The 21,986-nt window shown below is 64.0% G+C and carries 17 protein-coding genes; 9 read left to right on the top strand and 8 right to left on the bottom strand.

The window, feature by feature from the left end; genetic code table 11:
- Window positions 1–201 precede the first annotated feature (201 nt).
- Window positions 202–1,113 (bottom strand): LysR substrate-binding domain-containing protein, encoded by a 912-nt coding sequence (locus AK81_RS11030; RefSeq protein ID WP_043198997.1) that lies wholly within the window; start codon window positions 1,111–1,113, stop codon window positions 202–204.
- Window positions 1,114–1,248: 135 nt separating this feature from the next.
- Here AK81_RS11030 and ycaC (AK81_RS11025) point away from each other — a divergent pair, with 135 nt between their 5' ends.
- Window positions 1,249–1,878, top strand: a complete 630-nt coding sequence (gene ycaC / locus AK81_RS11025) for an isochorismate family cysteine hydrolase YcaC (protein WP_012274792.1) — start codon at window positions 1,249–1,251, stop codon at window positions 1,876–1,878.
- Window positions 1,879–2,057: 179 nt separating this feature from the next.
- Here the strand turns inward: ycaC (AK81_RS11025) and AK81_RS11020 are convergent, their stop codons facing one another.
- The 3 genes from AK81_RS11020 to AK81_RS11010 all read right to left on the bottom strand — a co-directional run bounded on the left by AK81_RS11020 (window position 2,058) and on the right by AK81_RS11010 (window position 6,073).
- On the bottom strand, window positions 2,058–2,351 hold the full coding sequence (locus AK81_RS11020) for a hypothetical protein (RefSeq protein WP_043198996.1): 294 nt from the start codon (window positions 2,349–2,351) through the stop codon (window positions 2,058–2,060).
- Window positions 2,352–3,073: 722 nt separating this feature from the next.
- The gene (locus tag AK81_RS11015) at window positions 3,074–4,861 is read right to left on the bottom strand and encodes a monovalent cation:proton antiporter-2 (CPA2) family protein (protein WP_043198995.1); all 1,788 of its coding nucleotides are present in this window, start codon (window positions 4,859–4,861) and stop codon (window positions 3,074–3,076) included.
- Window positions 4,862–5,098: 237 nt separating this feature from the next.
- Window positions 5,099–6,073: a GlxA family transcriptional regulator gene (locus AK81_RS11010; RefSeq protein ID WP_043198993.1), complete on the bottom strand. Its 975-nt coding sequence runs from the start codon at window positions 6,071–6,073 to the stop codon at window positions 5,099–5,101.
- A 137-nt stretch (window positions 6,074–6,210) separates the two neighbouring features.
- Here AK81_RS11010 and AK81_RS11005 point away from each other — a divergent pair, with 137 nt between their 5' ends.
- Together AK81_RS11005 and ycaC (AK81_RS11000) are read left to right on the top strand one after the other, a co-directional pair.
- Entirely contained in the window at window positions 6,211–6,573 is a 363-nt protein-coding gene (locus AK81_RS11005; RefSeq protein WP_043198992.1) for a helix-turn-helix domain-containing protein, read from the top strand.
- A gap of 72 nt (window positions 6,574–6,645) precedes the next feature.
- Window positions 6,646–7,272 (top strand): isochorismate family cysteine hydrolase YcaC, encoded by a 627-nt coding sequence (gene ycaC / locus AK81_RS11000; RefSeq protein ID WP_043198991.1) that lies wholly within the window; start codon window positions 6,646–6,648, stop codon window positions 7,270–7,272.
- Window positions 7,273–7,387: 115 nt separating this feature from the next.
- Here ycaC (AK81_RS11000) and AK81_RS10995 read toward each other — a convergent pair whose 3' ends face one another.
- On the bottom strand, window positions 7,388–12,445 hold the full coding sequence (locus AK81_RS10995; RefSeq protein WP_043198990.1) for a trifunctional serine/threonine-protein kinase/ATP-binding protein/sensor histidine kinase: 5,058 nt from the start codon (window positions 12,443–12,445) through the stop codon (window positions 7,388–7,390).
- Window positions 12,446–12,684: 239 nt separating this feature from the next.
- Between AK81_RS10995 and AK81_RS10990 the strand changes: the two genes are divergently transcribed.
- From AK81_RS10990 to AK81_RS10980, 3 genes are all read left to right on the top strand, one after another.
- On the top strand, window positions 12,685–13,677 hold the full coding sequence (locus AK81_RS10990) for a response regulator (RefSeq protein ID WP_043198989.1): 993 nt from the start codon (window positions 12,685–12,687) through the stop codon (window positions 13,675–13,677).
- Window positions 13,674–14,042 carry a response regulator transcription factor gene (locus tag AK81_RS10985; RefSeq protein WP_193393755.1) on the top strand — a complete coding sequence of 123 codons (369 nt, stop codon included), beginning with the start codon at window positions 13,674–13,676 and terminating at the stop codon, window positions 14,040–14,042. The genes AK81_RS10990 and AK81_RS10985 overlap by 4 nt, the downstream gene beginning before the upstream one ends.
- 202 nt (window positions 14,043–14,244) lie before the next feature.
- Window positions 14,245–14,673 (top strand): DoxX family protein, encoded by a 429-nt coding sequence (locus AK81_RS10980; protein ID WP_050491863.1) that lies wholly within the window; start codon window positions 14,245–14,247, stop codon window positions 14,671–14,673.
- A 136-nt stretch (window positions 14,674–14,809) separates the two neighbouring features.
- Here the strand turns inward: AK81_RS10980 and AK81_RS10975 are convergent, their stop codons facing one another.
- A complete protein-coding gene (locus AK81_RS10975) occupies window positions 14,810–16,300 on the bottom strand; it encodes a YifB family Mg chelatase-like AAA ATPase (RefSeq protein WP_043198985.1) in 1,491 nt (496 codons plus the stop codon).
- A 257-nt stretch (window positions 16,301–16,557) separates the two neighbouring features.
- Between AK81_RS10975 and AK81_RS10970 the strand changes: the two genes are divergently transcribed.
- Window positions 16,558–18,552: a DUF4034 domain-containing protein gene (locus tag AK81_RS10970; protein ID WP_043198983.1), complete on the top strand. Its 1,995-nt coding sequence runs from the start codon at window positions 16,558–16,560 to the stop codon at window positions 18,550–18,552.
- 118 nt (window positions 18,553–18,670) lie between these two features.
- Here AK81_RS10970 and AK81_RS10965 read toward each other — a convergent pair whose 3' ends face one another.
- Window positions 18,671–19,099, bottom strand: a complete 429-nt coding sequence (locus AK81_RS10965) for a TOBE domain-containing protein (RefSeq protein ID WP_043198981.1) — start codon at window positions 19,097–19,099, stop codon at window positions 18,671–18,673.
- A gap of 24 nt (window positions 19,100–19,123) precedes the next feature.
- On the bottom strand, window positions 19,124–19,387 hold the full coding sequence (locus AK81_RS10960) for an accessory factor UbiK family protein (protein WP_043198979.1): 264 nt from the start codon (window positions 19,385–19,387) through the stop codon (window positions 19,124–19,126).
- Window positions 19,388–19,861: 474 nt separating this feature from the next.
- On the opposite strand from AK81_RS10960, the gene glnK reads away from it, so the two are divergent.
- Complete coding sequence (gene glnK / locus AK81_RS10955; protein ID WP_002555808.1) at window positions 19,862–20,200, top strand: P-II family nitrogen regulator; 339 nt, start codon at window positions 19,862–19,864, stop codon at window positions 20,198–20,200.
- Between the two features lie 46 nt (window positions 20,201–20,246).
- On the top strand, window positions 20,247–21,578 hold the full coding sequence (locus AK81_RS10950) for an ammonium transporter (RefSeq protein WP_016712640.1): 1,332 nt from the start codon (window positions 20,247–20,249) through the stop codon (window positions 21,576–21,578).
- Window positions 21,579–21,986: the final 408 nt, after the last annotated feature.

The raw sequence follows: 21,986 nt of genomic DNA, 5'->3' as shown, positions 1-21,986 counted from the left end.
CTCCGGGGGGGATGATCCGGGACTGTGGGGCAAGGATAGGTCAGGGGTCTTGTAAGGGTGTGCTGGGGGGAGCTGCTTTACCTGTGCCGGCCTCTTCGCGGGCGCGCCCGCTCCCACAGGGTCAGCACCCGCCCCGAGCCCTGTGCAATACCTGTGGGAGCGGGCATGCCCGCGAAGAGGCCGGTGCAGGCAACCCAGGCATCAAGCCATGTCGCTGATGGCAAACTCCTCAGCCAGATGATCAATCAATGCCCGCACCGAGGGCAGCAACCCGCGCCGCGACGGGAAGATCGCATGCACGATGCCGCAACGCGGGTGCCACTCAGGCAGCAATTCCACCAGGCGCCCCGAAGCCAGGTCCTCGCGCACCGCCACCCGCGGCAAGTGCGCAATCCCCACCCCGGCCACCACGAAATGGCGCAGGGCAAACAGGTCGTCAGTCACCATGCGCGGTGTATGCGGGATGACGATGCTGCGGCTGTTGTCCTCACCCTGGAACAGTTCCCACTGGTACTCACGCTGGGCACTGCCCCAATGCAGGCTCGGCAGCGTGCCGAGCAGCTGCGGGTCGAAGCCCTTGGGCAGTTGCTCCAGGTAGTGCGGCTGGCCGACCAGGCACTGGGTGCTGTTGCTCAGCACCTTCATCACCATGTCGGTGTTTTCCAGCGGCGGAAAGCGCACCCGCAGGGCAATGTCGAAGCCCTCGTGCAGCAGGTCGACGCGGCGGTTCGTGCTCTCGATGAACAGCTCCACCTGGGGGTACTTGAGCATGTAGCGGGTCAGCATCGGCCCGACCCAGGAGTTGAGCAGGGTGGTCGGGCAACTGATGCGCACCAGCCCGCGTGGCTCGCTGCGGTTGCGCTCGATGATTTCCGCCGCGCCCTCGGCCTCCACGCGCATGGCCAGGCAGCGGTTGTAGTAGGCCTGGCCGATTTCGGTCAGCGAGCAGTGCCGGCTGGTGCGGTGCAGCAGGCGCACGCCCAGGCGTTCTTCAAGGTCGGCGATGCGCCGGCTGAGTTTCGACTTGGGCATGTCCAGCGCCCGCCCGGCCGGGGCGAAGCCGCCGTGCTCCACAACTTGGGTGAAGTAGTAGAGGGAGTTGAGGTCTTCCAATGATCGTTCTCCAAACGGAACGCTAAGGACGGTTTTCGCAGTCTAGTGCAGCAAAGGTGATGATTTTAATCTGTGCCCATCAACGCGAAACACCCCGGTTTGCTGAAAAATTCATAACCCTTAGGAGCACAGACCATGAGCAAATTCACCTACAACCGCCTGAACAAAGACGACGCTGCCGTACTGCTGGTCGACCACCAGGCGGGCCTGCTGTCCCTGGTGCGCGACATCGAGCCGGACAAGTTCAAGAACAACGTACTGGCCCTGGCTGACCTGGCCAAGTTCTTCAACCTGCCAACCATCCTCACCACCAGCTTCGAGCAAGGCCCCAACGGCCCGCTGGTGCCGGAACTGAAAGCGCTGTTCCCGGATGCCCCGTACATCGCCCGCCCAGGCCAGATCAACGCCTGGGACAACGAAGACTTCGTCAAGGCGGTGAAGGCCACTGGCAAGAAGCAGCTGATCATTGCCGGTGTGGTGACTGAGGTCTGCGTAGCCTTCCCGGCACTGTCGGCGCTGGAAGAAGAGTTCGACGTGTTCGTGGTGACTGATGCGTCCGGCACCTTCAACGAAATGACCCGCGATGCCGCCCATGACCGCATGAGCCAGGCAGGTGCCCAGCTGATGACCTGGTTCGGCGTGGCCTGCGAGCTGCACCGCGACTGGCGCAACGATGTTGAAGGGCTGGCTGCGCTGTGCTCCAACCACATTCCGGATTATCGGAATTTGATGACCAGCTACAACGCGTTGACTGCGGGGAAGTAATCAACCAGTAGCAGTATGCAAAAAGGCCGGCTCCCTCTGTAGGGAGCCGGCCTTTTTTGTTTGCTGTTCCGGCCTCTTCGCGGGACAAGCCCGCTCCCACAAGTACATCACAGCGCTCAGGCATTGTGACGTACCTGTGGGAGCGGGCTTGTCCCGCGAAGAGGCCGGTACAGGCGGCATCAATTCATGGGCTGTGACTCAATCCCATCCAGCAGTGCCTCAACCAGCCCTTCTGCCATTTCGAGTGAGTTTAGGTTGCTCCAGAACAGGCTTTTGCCTGTCTCATCCAGATGCTCCAGGGCTTTGTAGCCACAGTCATAGGCACCGCGCAGGTACTGGGCGACATGTACCAAGGCGTCGTGGGCGGAGACGCCTGGGTTTACGGTGAACAATGGGGGATGGCCGGCATCGCAGCGGCTGAAAGGGCGTTGTGTGGTGTTGGGGAGGGGTGGATCGGGGACGATTCTTTTCATGGCAATTCCTTCTCTCTAGGATTGAACTGCAACCACCCGTTTCCACGCAGAAGGCGGCAGTTGTGCGCGGGGTGGAAAACCGGTGAGAAGGCAAGCCGGTAGGCCAAACGGCCTCACGCGCACAACTGCCATAACGGCAGCCCTTCATCACATCCGGGTTTCCACACCCGATCGCTGAACCGACAGCGACCCGGTTAGCCTAGAGAGCAGGCCTTCCCCGGACAATCAGACGGGCGTCGACACGGTGTGTAGGATAAATCCTTGGGGGCGGCGTTAACGTAGGAAATGGTTGGCCGGGAAGTAGGACCTTGCTGAGAATCGGACGATTCTGTGGTGGTTTTTTTGGGTGCGCGTAATGGCGGCGAGGTGATCGTCAGGAGGTTGCAGGATGGCCTCCAGGTGCCAGGCGATAGGTTTTTGGCGCCTGTGAGATCGAGCGCCGCCCGCGCGGCGCTTCGCGGGACAAGCCCGCTCCCACATCTGTTTCTGGCCAATCCCTCCTGTTGGTTCACCTCTGTCCGCCTTGTTTGTTCCATTCGATGTCGAAGGCGACGCAGTAGCTTTTTATCAATCTCCAGTCATGTTCCAAGGGGGCGCGCGCCTTTGGCACAGGAATAATTGGCCCGAAACAGATGTGGGAGCGGGCTTGTCCCGCGAAGCGCCGCGCGGGCGGCGCTCGATCTCATAGGCGCCACAACCCTCAAGGCGTACGCCAAAGCCCCTCAATCCGCATCCGAATCAAACAACCGCTCCAGCTCCACCCGTGCCTCCTTGGCCGTCTGCATCACCTTGGCCCGGTCATCGCGCACTTGCCCCTGGGCCACCAGCACTTCTTCGTCATGCTGGGTAAACCGCGCAATACGGTCCGCCGCCTGTTCATCGCTCAAGCCCAACCCCACCAGCGCCCTGCGGGTCATTTCCAGGCTGGAGTAGAACGTCTCGCGAATGGGCTCGGCGCCTGCGTCCACCAATTTGTGCACATGCTGGCGGTTACGCGCCCGGGCCAACACCTTCAGGTGTGGGTACAGGCGTTTCACCCGTTCGGCGGTATGAATGGCCGCTTCAGGGTCATCGATGGTGATGATGAAATACTCCGCCTCACCCACCTTGGCGGCGTGCAGCACCTCGGGGCGCAGCGGGTCGCCGTAGAACACCGGCACCTGTTCGAACATGCGGGTCATCTCGATGGTGTCCACCGAAGTTTCCAAGGCAATGAACGGGATCTTCTGTGCCCGCAGGATGCGCGCGACGATCTGGCCCATGCGGCCCATGCCGACGATCACCACCCGCGGCGTATCAGTCTGGATCTGCTTGTACTGCTCGGGCACTTCACGCGCCGGTTGCGGGCGTTTGAGGGCGCGGGCGCAACCCAGCATCAGCAGCGGGGTAATGGCCATCGACAGGGTAATGGTCAGCAGCAGCAGGTCGTAGGTCTGGGTGTCGAACAGCCCTTGGTCCTTGCCCAGCTTGAACACCACGAAGGCGAACTCGCCACCCGCCGCCAGCACCATGCCCAGGCGCAGGGCGCTGGCGCTGTTCAGGCCACCGACCAGGCGCCCGACGCCTATCAGCAGCGCTAGCTTTACCGCCACCAGCAGCAGGGTCAGGCCCAGCACCACCAGCGGCATGTCCAGCAGCAGGCGCAGGTTGGCGCCCATGCCCACGCTGATGAAGAACAGCCCCAGCAGCAGGCCTTTGAACGGTTCGATCTGCGATTCCAGCTCGTGGCGGTATTCCGAGTCGGCCAACAGCAGGCCGGCGAGGAAGGCGCCAAGGGCCATGGAGATGCCGGCTTCTTCCATCAGCCAGGCCGTACCGATTACCACCAGCAGCGCGGTGGCGGTGGACACTTCCGGCAGGCCGGTGCGGGCCACGGTGCGGAACACCGGGCGCAGCAGGTAGCGGCCGCCGACGATCACCACGGCGATGCTGGCGAATACCTTCAGGCCGTGTTGCAGGCTGTCGCCATGGCCGGTGTCCGGGCCACTGGCGGCCAATAGCGGCACCAAGGCGATCAGCGGGATGGCGGCGATGTCCTGGAACAGCAGAATGGCGAACGCCAGGCGGCCGTGCGGGGCGTTGAGCTGCTTGCTTTCGGCCAGACTCTGCAGGCCCAGGGCGGTGGAGGACAGCGCCAGGCCCAGGCCAAGCACGATGGCTGCTGGCAGTGTCTGGCTGAAGCCGAACAGGGCAATTGCGCCGATCAGCGCGCCGGTCAGCAGCACCTGGGCGGTACCCACACCGAACACCGACTTGCGCATCAGCCACAGGCGTTTGGGTGACAGTTCCAGGCCAATGATGAACAGCAGCAGGACCACGCCCAGCTCGGAAATATGCGCCACGCTTTCGGTGTCGCGGATCAGGCCAAGCGCTTGCGGGCCGATGGCTACACCGGCCAGCAGGTAGCCAAGCACAGCGCCCAGTTGCAGGCGCTTGGCCAGGGGGACTGCGACGACTGCGGCAAGCAGAAAGATCACCGCGGTTTGCAGAAGGCTGCCTTCGTGTGGCATTGGCTCTTACTCCATGAGCTGCCGGGGCAGCGTTTGAACAGTTTGGCCGACGATTCTGGGGAATGTGGGGTTGCTAGACAATCTGCTTTCGGGGAGAAAGATTGTCCCGGAAAATGAGACAACCTGTGCCGGCCTCTTCGCGGGCGCGCCCGCTCCCACAGGTACGGCACAGCCCGTCAGGCCTGTGTTATCTCTGTGGGAGCGGGCATGCCCGCGAAGAAGGCGGCGCCGATCTAACTATTCATCGCCACCAAACTGCGCCCGATACTGCGCCGGCGTCATGCCAATGCGCTCACAGAACACCTTGCGCAAATGCCGGTCGCTGCCAAAGCCGCACTGCGCCGCCACCACTTTCAACGGCAAGTCGCTGCCTTCCAGCAGCTTGCGCGCCCGGTCGATCCGCGCATTCTGCAAATACTGCAACGGCGTTATCCCCACCTCGCGCTGGAACGTGCGGGCGAAATTACGGCTGCTCATGGCCACCAGGTCGGCCATCTTCTGCACGGTGAGTGCCTGCTCGATATGATCGACGATGTGCGCCTGTACCCGGGCAATGGGCGAATCATCACGCGGGATCGCTGCCAGCAACGGCCCGTACGGCGTTTGCCCGCCCTGGCGATGGCGGGCGACCAACAGCACCTTGGCCACTTCCAGGGCCAGCGCCTTGCCGTGGTCCTCGGCCACCACCGCCAGCGCCAGGTCGATCCCTGCGGTGATCCCGCCCGAGGTGATCAGGCAGCGGTCGATCACGTAGATCTGCTCGGTCTCGACCTTGGCCTCGGGGAACGCCTGCGCCAGGCGCTCCACGTAGTTCCAGTGGGTGGTGCAGCGGTAGCCGTCCAGCAGCCCGGCCCGGCCCAGCAGGAATACCCCGGTGCAGATGGCACCAAAGCGCCTGGCACTGCGCACTGCCTGTGGCAACCAGCGTTCCAGCGCTGGCACGGCGATGTCATACGCCCCCGGGCCGCCGGGTACCAGCAACAGGTCGACGGCTTCTGGCAAGTCTTCCAGGCGCAGGTCTGCCACCACTTTCAGCCCGCATGACCCGCGCACCGCTGTTTGCCCTTCGGCCAGGGTGAGCAGCCGGTATTGCCGCTCTTCAGGCAAAAACCGGTTGGCGATGGCAAATGCATCCATCGGGCCGACGACGTCCAGCAACAGCACGTCGTTGAACAGCACCATGGCCACGGTGCGGTGAGCGGTTACCTGCATGCTTCTTCGCTCGGTAGCTGAGTACAGCGTGCATCTTACGGTATACCGCTGCGCACAATTAAGAACAATTCAGGTTTGGCTCAGGACTTTGTCATGTGCCGGGGGCGAGACTTTCCGTATTCAACAGGAGAGTCGCCATGCACCCCGGCACGCCCCAGGAGCCGCTGCAAACCACCGGCGCACTGACGCCCGCACGCTTGCGTCAGGCCAAGGAACTGATGCTGCGCAGTTCGCTGTCGATCATCGAGATCGCTGGCGTGTGCAACCTCACCCGCAGCCATTTCTCCCGTGCCTTCAAGGTCAACACTGGCCTCTCGCCCCAGGCCTGGCGCCTGTTGGCGCGCATGGAAAAAGCCAAGCGCCTGCTCGCCACCGAGGTACCGATCACCCATGTGAGCCTGGAGTGCGGCTTTTGCGACCAGGCCCATTTCACCCGCGCCTTCAGCCGCCTGGTTGGCCAGCCGCCCAAGGCCTGGCGCCAGGCGCAGGCCATTCCTTAAGCCGAATCTATCCACCGGTATAAGCCCTTGCGGACAGTGCCGGCCCGTATTCCCAACCCAAGGAGTCACCCCATGAGCCAACCCGATTACAAGCGCTTGAACAAAGACGACGCCGTGGTCCTGCTGGTGGATCACCAGACCGGCCTGATCTCGCTGGTGCAGGACTTCTCGCCCAACGAGTTCAAGAACAACGTGCTGGCCCTGGGTGACCTGGCCAAGTTCTTCGGCCTGCCGACCATTCTCACCACCAGCTTCGAACAAGGCCCGAACGGCCCGCTGGTGCCCGAGCTGAAAGAGATGTTCCCGGACGCGCCGTACATTGCCCGCCCAGGCCAGATCAACGCCTGGGACAACGAAGATTTCGTCAAGGCCATCAAGGCGACCGGCCGCAAGCAGCTGATCATCGCCGGTGTGGTGACCGATGTGTGCGTGGCTTTCCCGACCTTGTCGGCACTGGCTGAAGGCTTTGAAGTGTTCGTGGTGACCGATGCTTCGGGTACCTTCAACGAGACGGTGCAACAGGCGGCGTGGGTGCGCATGACCCAGGCGGGCGCGCAGATGATGAACTGGTTCTCGGTGGCCTGTGAGCTGCACCGCGACTGGCGCAATGACATCGAAGGGTTGGGTAACCTGCTGTCGCAGCGCATTCCTAACTACCGCAACTTGATGAACAGCTATTCGGCGTTGACCTCGCGTTGATGTAAACCTGTACCGGCCTCTTCGCGGGCACGCCCGCTCCCACAGGGATACCTCAGCCCCAAAGCCAATGAGGTCCCTGTGGGAGCGGGCGTGCCCGCGAAGAGGCCGGTACAGGCTAAGCAGGGTTCACAGGCAGAGTGAAGCGAATCCGACATCCACCCAACTCAGACACCAGCGCCTGCAACTGCCCGCCATGGGCCTGCACCACCGAACTGCAGATCGCCAGCCCCATCCCCATGCCACCGCTCTTGGTGGTGTAGAACGCCCCGAACACCTGCTCCCGTTCCTCGGGTGCGATCCCTGGCCCGTTATCGTCCACACAGATCTCCACCCCGTTCCCCACCACCGTCGACGCAATCCGCAGCACGCCATCACTGCGATACCCCGCCAGCGCCTCCAGGCCATTGGTGATCAGGTTGAACACCAACTGCTGCAACTGCACCGGGTCGGCCATTACGCTCACCCCCGCTTGCAAGCGTGTCTGCACGTCCACCGTGCCCTTGGCGGCATCGGCCGAAGTCAGACGCACCACCTCGCGGATCAGCTCGTCCAGCTTCACGGCCTTGAGCTGCATCGGCGACTGCTTGGCCAGCGAGCGCAGTGCACGCACGATGTTGGCGGCACGCTCGCTGTCGTTGCGGATGTCCTCCAGGCCGGCAATCGCCTCTTCCAGGTCGGGCTTGGCGCGCTTCAGCCAGCGCAGGCTGGCGGCGGCGTTGGAGGTGATGCCCAGCAGCGGCTGGCTGATCTCGTGGGCGATGGACGCCGACAGCTCGTTCATCACCTGCAGGTGCGCACTGCGCGCCAGTTCCGCCCGTGAGCGGCGCAGTTCGGCTTCCATCTGCGCGCGGCTCTGGTTGTCTTCGGCCAGGCGTGTGTAGAACTTGGCGGTCTGCAGCGAAACCGCCGCCTGCGAGGCGAGGATTTCCAGCATGGCCAGGCGCTGGCTGCCGAACAGGTTGGGTACCAGGCGGTTTTCCAGGTACACCAGGCCGATCAACACGCCCTGGATCACCAGCGGCAGGCACAGCACCGACCGTGCGTTGCGCGCTTGCAGCTCCTGGCGGAAGGCCTCGGGGCAATCGCTTCGGGCATCGTTGAGCACCAGCGGTTTGCGCGTGCGCATGGTGGTGTTGATGATCGACAGCGGTGCCTGGGTCATGAACTTCTGGCAGTTGTCCATGCTGACGTGCAACCCGGCATCGTCGATGTAGGCGAGGGCGGCCATCTGGAATTCGGCACCGCTGACGATCAGCAGCGCGCCGTGGTCGGCGCCGGAATGCTGGGTCAGGTGGCCCATCAGGGTTTCGATCAGGCCTTCGAGCAGCACTTCCTCGGACAGCGCGCGCGCGGCTTCGATACCGGCTTCCAGGTCGAGCTTGGCCTGGTGGGTGGCGCGGTAGGTTTCCTGGATGGGCTGGGTGCGCAGGAACGGGTGCAAGGTCTCCAGCTGGTGCACCTTGCCTGTTGCACCCCAGATATGAAAGCAGTCGCGGGCGATGCGCAGGTGCAGGTTGGCGCCGGAAATCAGGCCGCTGGGGATGCATACCTCGGCCAGCTGTTCATGGGCCAGGGCCTGCTCGTGGATGAAGCCGGCTGCGGTGGCGGCGATCTGCGCCTGGTCGAAGCAACGGATGGCGGCCAGGCCGTCACCTTCAAGCTTGGCAATGACGCCTTCAATCAGCAGCAGCTTGTTGCGGAAGGTCGCCGGGTTGAAGCCGGCCCAGCGACTGAAGCGCTCACGCAAGCCCCGCAGCTCGCTCAGCTTGTCGGCCAGGCTGGCGGGCGCCTCCGGGCTGCCCAGGGCCAGGCCGTGGAACAGGTGGTAGTCGGCGAGGTTGATATGCGCAGGCGCCGCCCAGGCGTTGTCACCGGCCTTGGCCAGGTGGCGCATGGCGTGTGGGATATTGCCAAGGTAGAAGGCGGACATGCCCGTGAACAGGTGCCGGAAGAACAGCGTGGTCGCTGAGTTGACCGGCGTGGTCGAGGCCACGCAGGCCACGCAGGCTGCGCCGCTCAGGTTCGCGACGAAGGCTTGCTGGGCCTGCAGGATCTGTTCGATATCGCTGTAGCCGCACCGGCGAACGGTGGCCAGGCCCTGTTGCACTTCCTGTGCTACGTCCGGCAGATAGCGGCCCATGAACAACGAGTCGGAGACCAGATGGTTGTGGGCATAGCAGCCCATCGCCAGGTCGCCGCTCAGGCGCGCCGAGTCGACCGCTTCCAGCGCGGTGCGGCGGGCGAACTCCATCGGCGAGGTCCAGGCGCTGACCTGGTCCAGGGCCAGCAGCGCGCTGGTCAGGTCAACCTCGAAACCGTGCCGCTCGACCAGCTTCAGCGCAGCCAGGCAATAGGCATGGCCGTCGTGGTAGGCGCCGAAACGCTCGGCGATCATCACCCCGAACCAGGCCAGGCCGTAAGTGCTGCCTGGGGCAACGCCATGCAGCAGCGACAACTCCATGAGCTTGGCCAGGTGCAGGAAACCGAGGTCGTCCTGCAGGAAGAACGATGACGACAGCGTGGCCAGCAGGCCGATCGCCACCGCCACTTGCTCCGAGTCGGTACGTGGCAGCGACTCCAGGCAGTGGCGGCCCTTTTGTTCGATCATGGCCAGCACACGGGCATGGCTGGCTTCTACCTGTTGCCGGTCGACGCCGCGTGCCAGGCGGATACCCAGCAGTTCCAGGCCTGACAAGGCGCTGTCGATGGCCGCCTGATAGTCGCTTTGCAAGGTGAACAGACGGGCCTGCAACTGGCACAGCCGCGCCCGATCCAGCGCCGAACGTGCGCGCTGGCGGCACTCGCTGAGCTGGGCCTCGGCCGCAGCCATGCGCGACAGTTGCATGTCGCACTCCGCTGCCATGCAGGCGATGGCAAAGCCATGCGTGGCGCGGCTTTCCAGCGTGCTGCCGTGGTGCAGCAGCTGTTCGGCCGTGTGCAGGTAACCCGCAGCCTGTGCAAAGGCGCCGCTGTCGCGCGCGCGCAATGCCGCTTCACGTAAAAGCTGCAGGAACACTTCGCAGTCATCCGCTGCAAACCCGCGTGGGCTGGCGCGTTGCAGTTGATGGGCAACCTCGAAAAGCACGTCGTGTAAATGCTCTGGCCAGGTTTGCAGCATGGCCTGGGCAATGCGCGCATGCAGCGATTCGCGCTCGCGCACGGGCGTCAGTTGATAAGCCGCTTCCATCACCCGGTCATGGGCAAAGCCCAGGCCTTTCTGGCTCGGCAGCAGGAAGCCCGCGCCAATCAAGGCCTGCAACGGTTCACCCGGCGCTTGTGCAAGGACCCGGTGGAGCAAGCTTTCATCGCATCGGCTGCCTGCTGCGCTGACGATGCGCAGTACGTCGCGCTGGGGCGCGGGCAGGCGCACCAGGCGGTGGACCATCAGGTCGGCGACATTGTCGGAATAGCGGTGCCGGGCCACGGCCTGCAGGCACCACGACCAGCGCATGGCCTGGGTGTCGAAGGTGAACAACTGGTCCTCGACCATGGCCCTGAGGATCTGGTTGATGAAAAACGGATTGCCGGCGGTCTTGTCGTGCACCAGTTCGGCCAGTTGCAAGGTCTGGTCGGGGCCGACGTGGTAGCGTTCGCTGATCAACTCGGCCACCGCGCCAACGGCCAGCGGGCGCAGGTTCAGGGTGGTGCTGCGCACGGCTGCGGACAGGGCGGGTGGTGCACTGCTGGCTTGTACGTCAGTGCGCCGGGCAAAGATCAGCAACAGGTTTTCGGGCGCCTGTGCGAGCAGCTGTCCCAGCAACTGCTGCGTGGCGTCGTCGGCCCACTGCATGTCATCGAGAAACAGCACCAGTGGCTGGCCTGGGCGGCTGAACACCTGCAGGAATTCAACGATCGCCCGTAACTCCTTCTGCAGCGCGAGGCGCGTGGGTTTTGCTGGCAGCGCGGGCAACGGGCCGAGGATCAATTGCAGGTCAGGCGCCAGCTTGCCCAGCAACCGGCCGTGGCCTTTGATGCGGCGCAAGATCTCGCGGCGTAGCGTGTCGAGGTCATGGCTGTTCTTTGCCAGCAGCTGGTTGGTCAACGCGCCGAGGATCTCCACCCAAGGCGCATAGGGTACGGCCTGGCCCAGGCTGTTGCACTTGCCGATGGCCCAGTAGCCGTGGGCATTGCTCTTCAGCGCTGCCTCGACCAGGCTCGACTTGCCCATGCCGGCGGCACCGTTGATGAACAGCGCATGGGGTGTGCTATCGCGGCGCAGGCCCTTGAGCATCAGGGCGATGGCCTTTTGCTCTGCGCTGCGGCCATACAGGCGCGTGCGGTTGGGCGCGACCGGGTCGGCGCAACCGGGGGTGAAAGCTGCCATGGTCTTGCTGCTGGCCCATTGCCGCTGGCAGTGGGCGAGGTCTACTGCCAGGGCGCGTGCGCTCTGGTATCGGGCGTCCGGTTCTTTGGCCAGGGCCTTGGCCAGGATCCGGCTCAGCGGTTGCGGCACGTTGCTGTCCACTTCGCAGGCTGCCCTTGGCTGCACGCCGGCATGCAGCTGGCGCCAGTGTTGGGTATCGCGCCCGGCCAGCGGCAGCTCGCCCAGCAGCAGTTGGTAAAGGATTGCGCCCAGGGCATAGATGTCGCTACGCCGGTCGCTGCTGCTGCCGTGCGGGCAAACCTGCTCCGGCGCCAGGTAGGACCAGTTGCCGAGCGGTGTGCCCTGTTCGCCGATCAGCTGTGCCGGGCCTGCGCGAAAGCAGCCCAGGCGCACCCGCTGGTTGCCTTGCAGGCACACATGCTCGGGCTGGAGGGCGCCATGCAGCACGTTGCGTTCGTGGGCCAGGGCCAGGGCCGTGGCGGCGTTCACCGCGATATCGAGAAATGGCGCCAGGGCCGCCGGGCCTTCGATCAGCAGGTCGGCGATGGAGTAGCCGGCCGGGTAAACCAGCAGCGGGCCTTCGGCTGAGCGCACGAACGCCGAGGGGACTACCGCCCACTGCGGGTCCAGCTGCAGTTGGTAGTCACGCTCCAGGCGCTGGCAGGCGGCGGGTGCTTCGAGGGGAGCGCGCGCAGCGATCCAGGACTGGCCGGTGACGGCGTCGCGCAGGCGGAAGTAGCTGAGCTCGCCTTCCTGGCCCAGCGGTGTGATATGGCACCGGTTCAGCCAGCCCTCGTCGATCGACTGGTCAAAATCGATGGGCCTGTGAGCGAGGCGTTCATCAAGCATCTGGCACCCCTGGCAGCGACATCCTGACGCGCGAGTATACGCAGCGAGCCCAGTACGGATGCGGCTTGCAGCCCGCTTGGCAGGAACGGGCACGCTGTTGTCCGTTATCGTACCCTGAGGGCCGACCGGCACTTGTATAGTGCTTGGGCCAACCTATCCCTCAGGATAATTGTCTCAATGTGTGCGTCGGCCTAGGCTGCCCGGGGCGGCGCAAACGCCCGTGCCCGTGCGAGGAAGCCATGATCCGATTAGGCAATGCCCAGGTTTCGCTGGAGCGGCGAGAAGTGTTTCTCGACGGTAAGCCGATGCTGCTGGGCGGGCGCGCATTCGAGGTGTTGGCCACGCTGATCAAGGCCAAGGGCCGGGTGGTCGGCAAGGACGAGCTGTTCAGCCAGGTGTGGGCCGGCACGGTGGTCGAGGACAACAACCTGCAGGTGCAGGTGTCGTTGCTGCGCAAGGCCTTTGGCGACCGCGGGCTGATCCAGACCGTGCCGCGCCGGGGCTACCGCCTGGCCGCCGAAATCAGCTTCGATGTCCCTTCCCATGGGCTGGGCCAATCGCCGCTGTGTGCCGGGGCCGACAACCTTGAACCGTTGGATGACAGCACTCACGTGCCGGTGCTGGTGGTGGACGACGACCCGTCGGTACGCACGGCGCTGGGCCGCCTGCTGCGCTCGCAGGATATCCCGCATCATCTGTTTGCCAGTGCCGAGGCGCTGTTCGACGCCCGCCTGGAAACCCCCTATGCCTGCCTCCTGTTGGACATGCACCTGTCCGATACCACCGGGCTTGAGGTGCAAGATGCGCTCCGCCGGCTGGCGCTCCCCTGGCCAATCGTGTTCATGACGGGCTTCGGCACAATCCCGATGACGGTGCAGGCCATGCGGGCCGGTGCTGTGGAGTTCCTGACCAAGCCTTTTGACGAAGACCAGTTGCTGACGCTGCTGCAGGCCGTGCGGCGCAGGGCCGTGGCCGATGGGCGTAAATGGCGCCACGCGCGGCAGGTCGAGGAAAAGTACCAGCGCCTGACCCCGCGTGAGCGCGAGGTTTTCTCGCTGGTGGTCGATGGCTTGTCGCACAAGCAGATCGCCAGGCAGATCGGCACCAGTGAAGTGACAACCAAGGTGCACAAGAAGAACATCATGAACAAGATGCAGTCCCGCTCGCTGGTCGAACTGGTGGCCATGCACACCGTTATCGGGGCACGACCTGAGGGCCTGGGCGGCGCATGAACAGATGGGTGTGCATCGTCGACGACGATGCTTCGGTGCGCAAGAGCCTGGCCAACCTGCTGCGTTCGGCCGGGTTCGAGACCTTGTCGTTTGCTGCGGGGGATGTGTTCCTGGGGTCGGAGCTGGCGCGGCAGGCCGGTTGTGTGTTGCTCGACCTGAAAATGCCGGGGATGAGCGGGCTGGACGTGCAGCGTGAGCTGGCGCGGCTGGAGTGGCGGTTGCCGGTGGTCTGCATGTCGGCGCATTGGGATGATGGCGCGGTGCACTCGGCGATGAGCCTTGGGGCGCTGGCCTGCCTGGGCAAGCCTTTTTCTGAAGAGGTGTTGCTGAGGGTGGTTGAAGAGGCATTGGCTGGCGGGCAGTGATGTGCTGCCTTTGCCGGCCCTTTCGCGGGCACGCCCGCTCCCACAGGTACGGCACTGGCCTCAAGAACTGTGCAATACCTGTGGGAGCGGGCGTGCCCGCGAAGAGGCCAGTAGCCTTAACCTCCATCTCAGCACACTTGCGCAATCAATCACCGGGGAATCGGGCAATGCTCCCGTGGTAATCGTTTAGCGAGCCCTTGCCATGCCCCGCCTGAAAACCTTCCTCGCCCCCCAATCCCTAACCCTGACCGCCACCGGCCTGCTGTTCATGCGGGTAATGGCCGCCTTGCTGCTGCTCTTCATCCACGGCCTGCCCAAGCTGCTGAACTGGAGCGGGGAGTTGCAGCGTATCGAAGACCCATTCGGCCTGGGCGCACCGCTGACCCTGGGTCTGGCGGTTTTTGCCGAGGTGGTTTGCCCGCTGTTGCTGCTGCTTGGGATCGCTGCACGCCTGGCTTGCCTGCCGGTGCTGGCGGTGTTGCTGGTGGCCCTGCTGGTAGTGCATCCGGACTGGACGCTGGAGCAGGGGCAATTTGCCTGGTTGCTGGTGGCGCTTTATGGCGGGTTGGCATTGACCGGGCCTGGGGCGTATTCGGTTTCCGGTATGTTCTGGCGAAATCGGGTTGCCTGATGGATTTTGGGGCCGCTTTGCGGCCCTTTCGCGACACAAGGCCGCTCCTACAGGTGATCGCAATGCTCTGTGGCATCGCGATTCGTTGTAGGAGCGGCCTTGTGTCGCGAAAGGGCTGCAAAGCAGCCCCGGCAATCTAACTGCTCCCCGGCCGGTACTGCAGGGCCTCGGCCAGATGCGGCCGGCCAATCGCCTCGCAACCCTCCAGGTCCGCCAGTGTGCGTGCCACTTTCAATAACCGGTGCGCCGCCCGCAACGACAAGGTCAACCGCTCGCAGGCCCCCTCCAGCCACGCCTGGTCCACCGCTGCCAGCCCGCAATGGCGACGCAGCCCTTCAAGGTCGAGAAACGCATTCACACACCCTTGGCGGCGCTGCTGTACCTCGCGCGCCTGCGCCACCCTGGCGGCCACATCGGCACTGGTCTCACCACAGGGCTGGTTGTTAAGCGTGGTGCTTTCGCGGGCCACGGTCAGGTGCAGGTCGATGCGGTCCAGCAGCGGCCCGGACAACTTGTTGCGGTAACGCGCGATCTGCTCGGTGCTGCAGCGGCAGCGGCCAGTCGGGTCGCCCAGATAGCCGCAAGGGCACGGGTTCATCGCCGCCACCAGCTGGAAGCGCGCCGGAAAACGCACCTTGTCGCGGGCCCGGGCAATCACGATTTCGCCCGACTCCAGCGGCTCGCGCAGCACTTCCAGCACGCGGCGCTCGAACTCTGGCAGCTCATCGAGAAACAGCACGCCATGGTGGGCGAGGGTGATTTCGCCCGGTTGCGGCCGGCTGCTGCCACCGACCAATGCCGGGCCGGATGCGGAGTGGTGGGGGTGGCGAAACGGTCGCTGCGGCCAGCTGTTAAGCGGTGCGTGCCCGCTGACCGACTGGATGGCCGCCACTTCCAGCGCCTCGTGCTCGTCCAGCGGTGGCAGCAGCCCGGGCAGGCGGCTGGCGAGCAAGGTCTTGCCGGTGCCGGGTGGCCCGGTGAACAACAGGTTGTGCGCCCCAGCCGCCGCCAGCATCAAGGCGCGCTTGGCCGCCAGCTGGCCCTGCACCTCGCTCAGGTCGGGGTAGGGGCGTTGCTGCAGGATCAAGCCGTTGGCCGCGTACGGCGGCAGCGGCACCTGGCCGTTCAGGTGGGCGACCAGCTCCAGCAGGTGTCCCACGGCATACACCACCAGCCCGCCGGCCAGGCTGGCTTCCTCGGCGTTCTCCCGCGGCACCACCAGCGCCCGGCCCGCCTCGCGTGCCGCCAGGGCCGCCGGCAGCACGCCTTGCACTGCACGCAATTTGCCAGACAACGCCAGTTCGCCCAGGCACTCGACCTCGGCGAGGCTGGCTGCTGGCACCTGGCCGTCGGCGGCAAGGATGCCCAGCGCAATGGCCAGGTCGTAGCGCCCGCCATCCTTGGGCAGGTCGGCGGGGGCCAGGCTCTGGGTAATGCGCCGCTGCGGGTAGTTCAGCCCGGAGTTGACGATGGCACTGCGTACCCGGTCCTTGCTTTCCTTGACTGTGGTTTCTGGCAGGCCGACCAGGGTGAGATGGGGCAGGCCGTTAGCCAGGTGGGTTTCTACACTGACCGCTGGTGCCTGCACACCTACCTGGGCGCGGCTGTGGACGAGGGCTAGGGACATGGACGCTCCGTTGTCGCTGGAAAAGGCCGCTTCATGCGGCTGGGCCAAGAATAGCCAGCGGGACCAAGGCGGGCGCAAGAAGTGTGCGTCGTGGTTTTTCAGGGCAGGGTTTTTCCCTGCGTTTTCATAAAATCTGGCAAAAAATGGATCCAATAATCTTTGCGCAGGTGACCGCCATGGCTTAGTGTTGTTGGGTAAATGCCGTTGCCATGGGATGGCACCGCGTCTTCTTTCAAATGGACTTGAGGTATTGCGCCGTGCAAACGCTCACCCGCACGCGCCAGATCATCCGCGAACTGGTGCAGGCCAATTCATTCATAGAACTCACCCGGTTTTTCGACAACCTCGAGGCGCAATGGCGCCAAGCCCCGCCCGGCGAGTGTCCGGCTTACCTGGCGGCCATCGAAGGGCACATGCTGGTTGATCTGGAAAACCAGGGTGACCGGGCCCTGAGCCAAGTGGTCAAGGCCTGGATTGACGCCTGCCCCAAGGCTTACCACCCACAGGTGGTAATGGGCATGCACTGCTTCCACCGGGCCTGCCAGGTGCAGGGTGCTGGCCAACGCAACGCTGCACGCTTGCTGGCCGTCGAGCAAATATGCGAAACCGCGACCGCGCACCTGCTGCGTGCAATGGACCGCTGCGCTCAACCTGTGGCAGCGGCCATTGGCATGCTGCGTATCAGTGCGCAGCTGCGCGAGCCTGGCTGGTTGATCGAACTGTTTCAGGGGCAGCCCGCGCGCTACAGGCCCAGTGCCCATGCCGATGTGGAGGTGCAGGAAGCCGCGGCGCCCTTGCTGGTCAAGCACGGGCTGCTGCCCCTGGTCGAGCTGCCCCAAGCGTTGCCGGCGTGCCTGAGCAGGCGGGTCGACCACGAAAACGAAGCACCACGCTATTACTGGTTGCGCCATGCGCTGGTGGCCCGCCCCGGTTGCTTCGAAGCGATCCAGGCCCTTGCCGTTTACCTGCTGCCCCGTTGGGGCGCCAGCTTCGACGCGCTAGAGCTGTTGGCCAGTGGACCGTTGTGCGAGACGTGGGACGAAGCGTTGCGCAATGCGTTGCGCTGGATGGCCGTGGAGGAACAGCTGAAGTTGCCGCATGCTGAACAGTTGCAGGCCGTCGCCGATTGGCAGCAGCTATTCGATGCCTGGTTGCAACGCCCGCTAAGGCCCAGGGAAAGTGCCGTCGTGCTGGCTTGGCGAGGCGCGCTGCGCAGCAGTGCCTTGCAAGACCATGCCGCCGGTATGCGCGATTTCGCCGCGAGCCTGGCGTGCAACGCCGATCACGGTGCCATCCCTGCCATGGGCGAGCCGTTTCGCTGCCTGGTCGGGCTGATACTGTGCGATGGCATGGCAGATGAGCAACAACTGTTGCGCAGCGCCATCGTGCGCCTGTGTGAAGGCCGCTCGCATGCTGGCGCCTGTGCAATGCGTGCTGCCGGGCATCGCTTCGGCCTGTGGGGGCTGCCACGTTCGGCCGAGCAGGCAAGGCTATGGTCGCAGGTGGCGGTGACGCGCCAGCGCGCGGGCCAGGCGCCAGGCTTTGAAGTGCTCGCTGTGGCGCGGCTGTTGTGGGCTGCCAACCGGCATGAGGTGGCCTGTTACCTGTATGAGCGCTGTGCCGAGCTGAGCCTGCCGGGTGCAGCCCTTGGTCTGTACGAGCTGCACAGCGGCGGCCTGGGCAACTCTCCGACGCACTATCTGGATGACGAGGCAGCTGAGTATTGGTTGCTGCGTGCGGTGGAGGCGGGCAGCAGGCAGGCTAAATACAACCTCGCCTGCCTGCGCATGGATGGCGATGAGGACCTGAATGAGCGAAGTGCCATGCTGGCTGTCAGGCGCCTGCTGGTCGATGCGTTGGGTAATCCGCAGACCAATGCCCGCGCGCGCTTGCACCTGGGAATGCTGTTGCGCCAGTTTGGCGAAGCGCAGGAGCGGGCCGAGGCGGTCGCCTACCTGTCGAGCCTGGTCGAGCACCCGGACGCCTGGATTGCCGGGCGCGCCAGCGCCGAACTGGGGTTGGCCTGGATGCAGGGGCGCGGCACCCGCAAGCAGAGCCGTTTTGCCGCCATCGAATGGGCCAACCGTGCGGCCGCCTTGCAGCCTGGGGATTCGGCCATCGAAGACATCCAGGCCGAGATCCTCAACTCGCACAACCGGGTGAAGACCCTGGTTACGCAGTGTGGTGCGACCCTGTTTCGCGGCACCTTGCATGCCAGCGAGTTGCCGCCGAAACAGCTCTGCGCGAGCTAGCAGGCTTGCTCGAATCCCTGTGGGAGCGGGCAAGCCCGCGAAGCAGGCAATGCGGTGGATGGCACCGGCTGCGCCGGTGTTCGCGGGCATGCCCGCTCCCACAGGTCTACCTTCAAGCTCAGGGCTTGGCGCCGAGGATGATGTGCGAAGCCTTGATCAGCGCAGTGGCCTTCACACCCGGTGCCAGGCCCAGCTCCTGCACGGCTTCGCGGGTCACGATGGCAAACACCTCGGTGCCGCCGGCCAGCTTCAGCACCACTTCGGCATTCACTGCACCATCACCCACCCGCACCACTTCACCTTCCAGTGCGTTACGGGCCGACAGCCTGTAGCCGGCGGCGTCAGTCAGCAGCACCACCCACGGCGCCTTGACCAGCGCCACGGCGTCTTTGCCGACGTTGATGCTGAGGTTATGCAGGCTGGCCATGGTGACCACCGCTACCAGTTTTTCGCCGCCAGCCAGGGTCAGCTCGACTTCGGCATTGACCGCACCGGGCTGAACGTTGGTGACTTTGCCTTCGAAAACATTGCGTGCGCTGACTTTCATGGGAAACGCTCCGTGTATGGGTTGTTATTCCTGCGCGTCGGGTGCCATGCGTGCTTCCAGTTCGGCTACTTGTTTTTCCAAGGCCTCAAGGCGTGCGCGGGTGCGCGCCAGCACGACCATCTGGCTGTCGAATTCGTCACGGCTGACCAGGTCCAGCTTGCTGAAAGCACCTTGCATCAGCACCTTGAACTGGCTTTCCAGTTCTGCACGGGGCTGGGCGGTATCGCTGCTGAACAGGCGCGAGGCCTGGTCGCTCAGGGCATCGAGAAGGGCTTTGGGCGCAAGCATGGGGCTGTCCACTGAAACTGAGAAATGGCCGGCAGTGTAGCACGCACAAACCTGACGCTTGGGTGCACATCGGCCCTTGTGGGAGCGGGCAGGCCCGCGAAGAACCCAGCGCGGTGGATGGCACCGGCTGTGCCGGTGTTCGCGGGCATGCCCGCTCCCACAGTTCTCGATCGGTTGCACGTTTTTCGCGCAATGCGCCCTGCCGGCGCGCACCGAAACTGTGCATGTTTTCCATGCTGGCGACTGGCCAATCCCGACTGTTTCACATAACTCGCTGTTTTCCGGTGATTTGCCGGAACTGGCAAGGTTTCTGCAAAGACCTGTACGAGCCATGCACTGATGCAGTTCTTTGTGACCAAGCAGTGCGCACGCGGAGCCGGATGCCGACGACGCGTTACAAAGCCAACCGCTGCGCTTAGACTTGAGACGGGTTTGTTTTCCTGGGGCAAGTCCACCAAATCGGGAGAGAGTTTCATGAAGCTAGTCACAGCCATCATCAAGCCGTTCAAGCTGGACGACGTGCGCGAGTCGCTGTCGGAAATCGGCGTGCAGGGCATCACTGTTACTGAAGTCAAAGGCTTCGGCCGGCAGAAGGGCCACACCGAGCTGTATCGCGGTGCTGAATATGTGGTCGATTTTCTGCCCAAGGTGAAGATCGATGTTGCCATCGATGACAAGGACCTTGATCGGGTAATCGAAGCCATCACCAAGGCAGCCAACACCGGCAAGATCGGTGACGGCAAGATTTTCGTGGTGAATCTGGAGCAGGCGATCCGCATCCGTACCGGCGAAACCGATACCGACGCGATCTAAGCAGCAAAAAAGCCTCACCAAACCCAACGCCCCAGGAGAAAACAACATGACTCTGCGTAAGATCGCAGGGCTAGGAGCCCTTTTGTCCCTCGTAATGCCCGGGCTCGCCCTGGCAGAGGAAGCTGCCCCAGCGCTGAACTCCGGCGACACCGCCTGGATGCTGACTGCAACGGCGCTGGTGCTGTTCATGACTATCCCGGGCCTGGCCCTGTTCTATGGCGGTATGGTGCGTTCCAAGAACGTGCTGTCGGTGATGATGCAGTGCTTTGCTATCACCGGCCTGATGAGCATTCTCTGGGTCGTCTACGGCTACAGCATGGCCTTCGATACCACCGGTATGGAAAAGGGCGTGCTCAACTTCAATTCCTTCGTCGGCGGCTTCTCCAAGGCCTTCCTCAGCGGCGTCACGCCCGAGAACCTGACGTCTGCCACCGCACTGTTCCCTGAAGCGGTATTCATCACCTTCCAGATGACCTTCGCCATCATCACCCCGGCACTGATCGTGGGTGCCTTCGCCGAGCGCATGAAGTTCTCTGCGATGCTGGTGTTCATGGGCATCTGGTTCACCCTGGTGTATGCGCCGATCGCGCACATGGTGTGGAGCGGTGACGGTGCACTGATGTGGGACTGGGGCGTACTAGACTTCGCTGGCGGCACTGTGGTGCACATCAACGCCGGTATCGCAGGCCTGGTCTGCTGCCTGGTACTGGGCAAGCGCAAGGGCTACCCGACCACCCCGATGGCCCCGCACAACCTGGGCTACACCCTGATGGGCGCCGCCATGCTGTGGATCGGCTGGTTCGGCTTCAACGCAGGCTCCGCCGCTGCCGCCAACGGCACCGCTGGCATGGCCATGCTGGTCACCCAGATCGCCACCGCAGCTGCTGCGCTGGGCTGGATGTTCGCCGAGTGGATCGGTCACGGCAAACCCAGCGCCCTGGGCATCGCGTCGGGTGTGGTTGCCGGCCTGGTTGCCATTACCCCGGCGGCAGGCACCGTGGGCCCGATGGGCGCCCTGGTGATCGGCCTGGCTTCGGGTGTGATCTGCTACTTCTGCGCCACCACCCTCAAGCGCAAGCTCGGCTATGACGATTCGCTGGATGCCTTCGGTGTGCACGGTATCGGCGGCATCATCGGTGCCATCCTCACCGGTGTGTTCGCAGCCCCGGCCCTGGGCGGCTTCGGCACCGTCACCGACATCGGCATGCAGGTCTGGATCCAGGCCAAAGGCGTGATTTTCACCGTGGTCTACACCGCCATCGTCACCTACGTGATCCTCAAGGTGCTGGATGTGGTGATGGGCCTGCGGGTCAACGAAGAAGAAGAGTCGGTCGGCCTCGACCTGGCTCAGCACAACGAACGCGGCTACAACCTGTAACTGCGACGCGGTAAAAACTTGCCCGGCTTGCCGGGCATTTTTTTGCCAGATTTTCAGTATTTCGCGCTCGGCAAACGGTTTATTCGACACGTTCGCGACGTAGGTAAAAAACTTACAAGTCGTAGGGCGTTTATGGAGCTTTGCTTTTTCCACGGGCGCGCTAGAATGCGCGCCGAGGGGTGTTTGACGCGTAGTCCACACACTTCCCCAGCCTTTGCTAGGCTTGCCAATAGCGTGTGGCCAGCAGGGGCTATTGGATTTGTCAGGCCCTGCCAGGAGCAGGGCCTGCTGGGTGCCGCCTCCCATCAGGAGCGCCGACCCAAGGGCAGTGGCCTAACCCACGGCCAGTTGAATTTTCACCGGTGGCTGCCGGTCTACGGCTGCACTGGTCTATAACTAACCTGCTTT

Source organism: Pseudomonas putida W15Oct28 (genome assembly GCF_000708715.2).
Lineage (GTDB): Bacteria > Pseudomonadota > Gammaproteobacteria > Pseudomonadales > Pseudomonadaceae > Aquipseudomonas > Aquipseudomonas putida_R.
The sequence above is the reverse complement of the archived record's forward strand: the minus strand, read 5'-3'. Positions and strand labels throughout refer to the sequence as shown.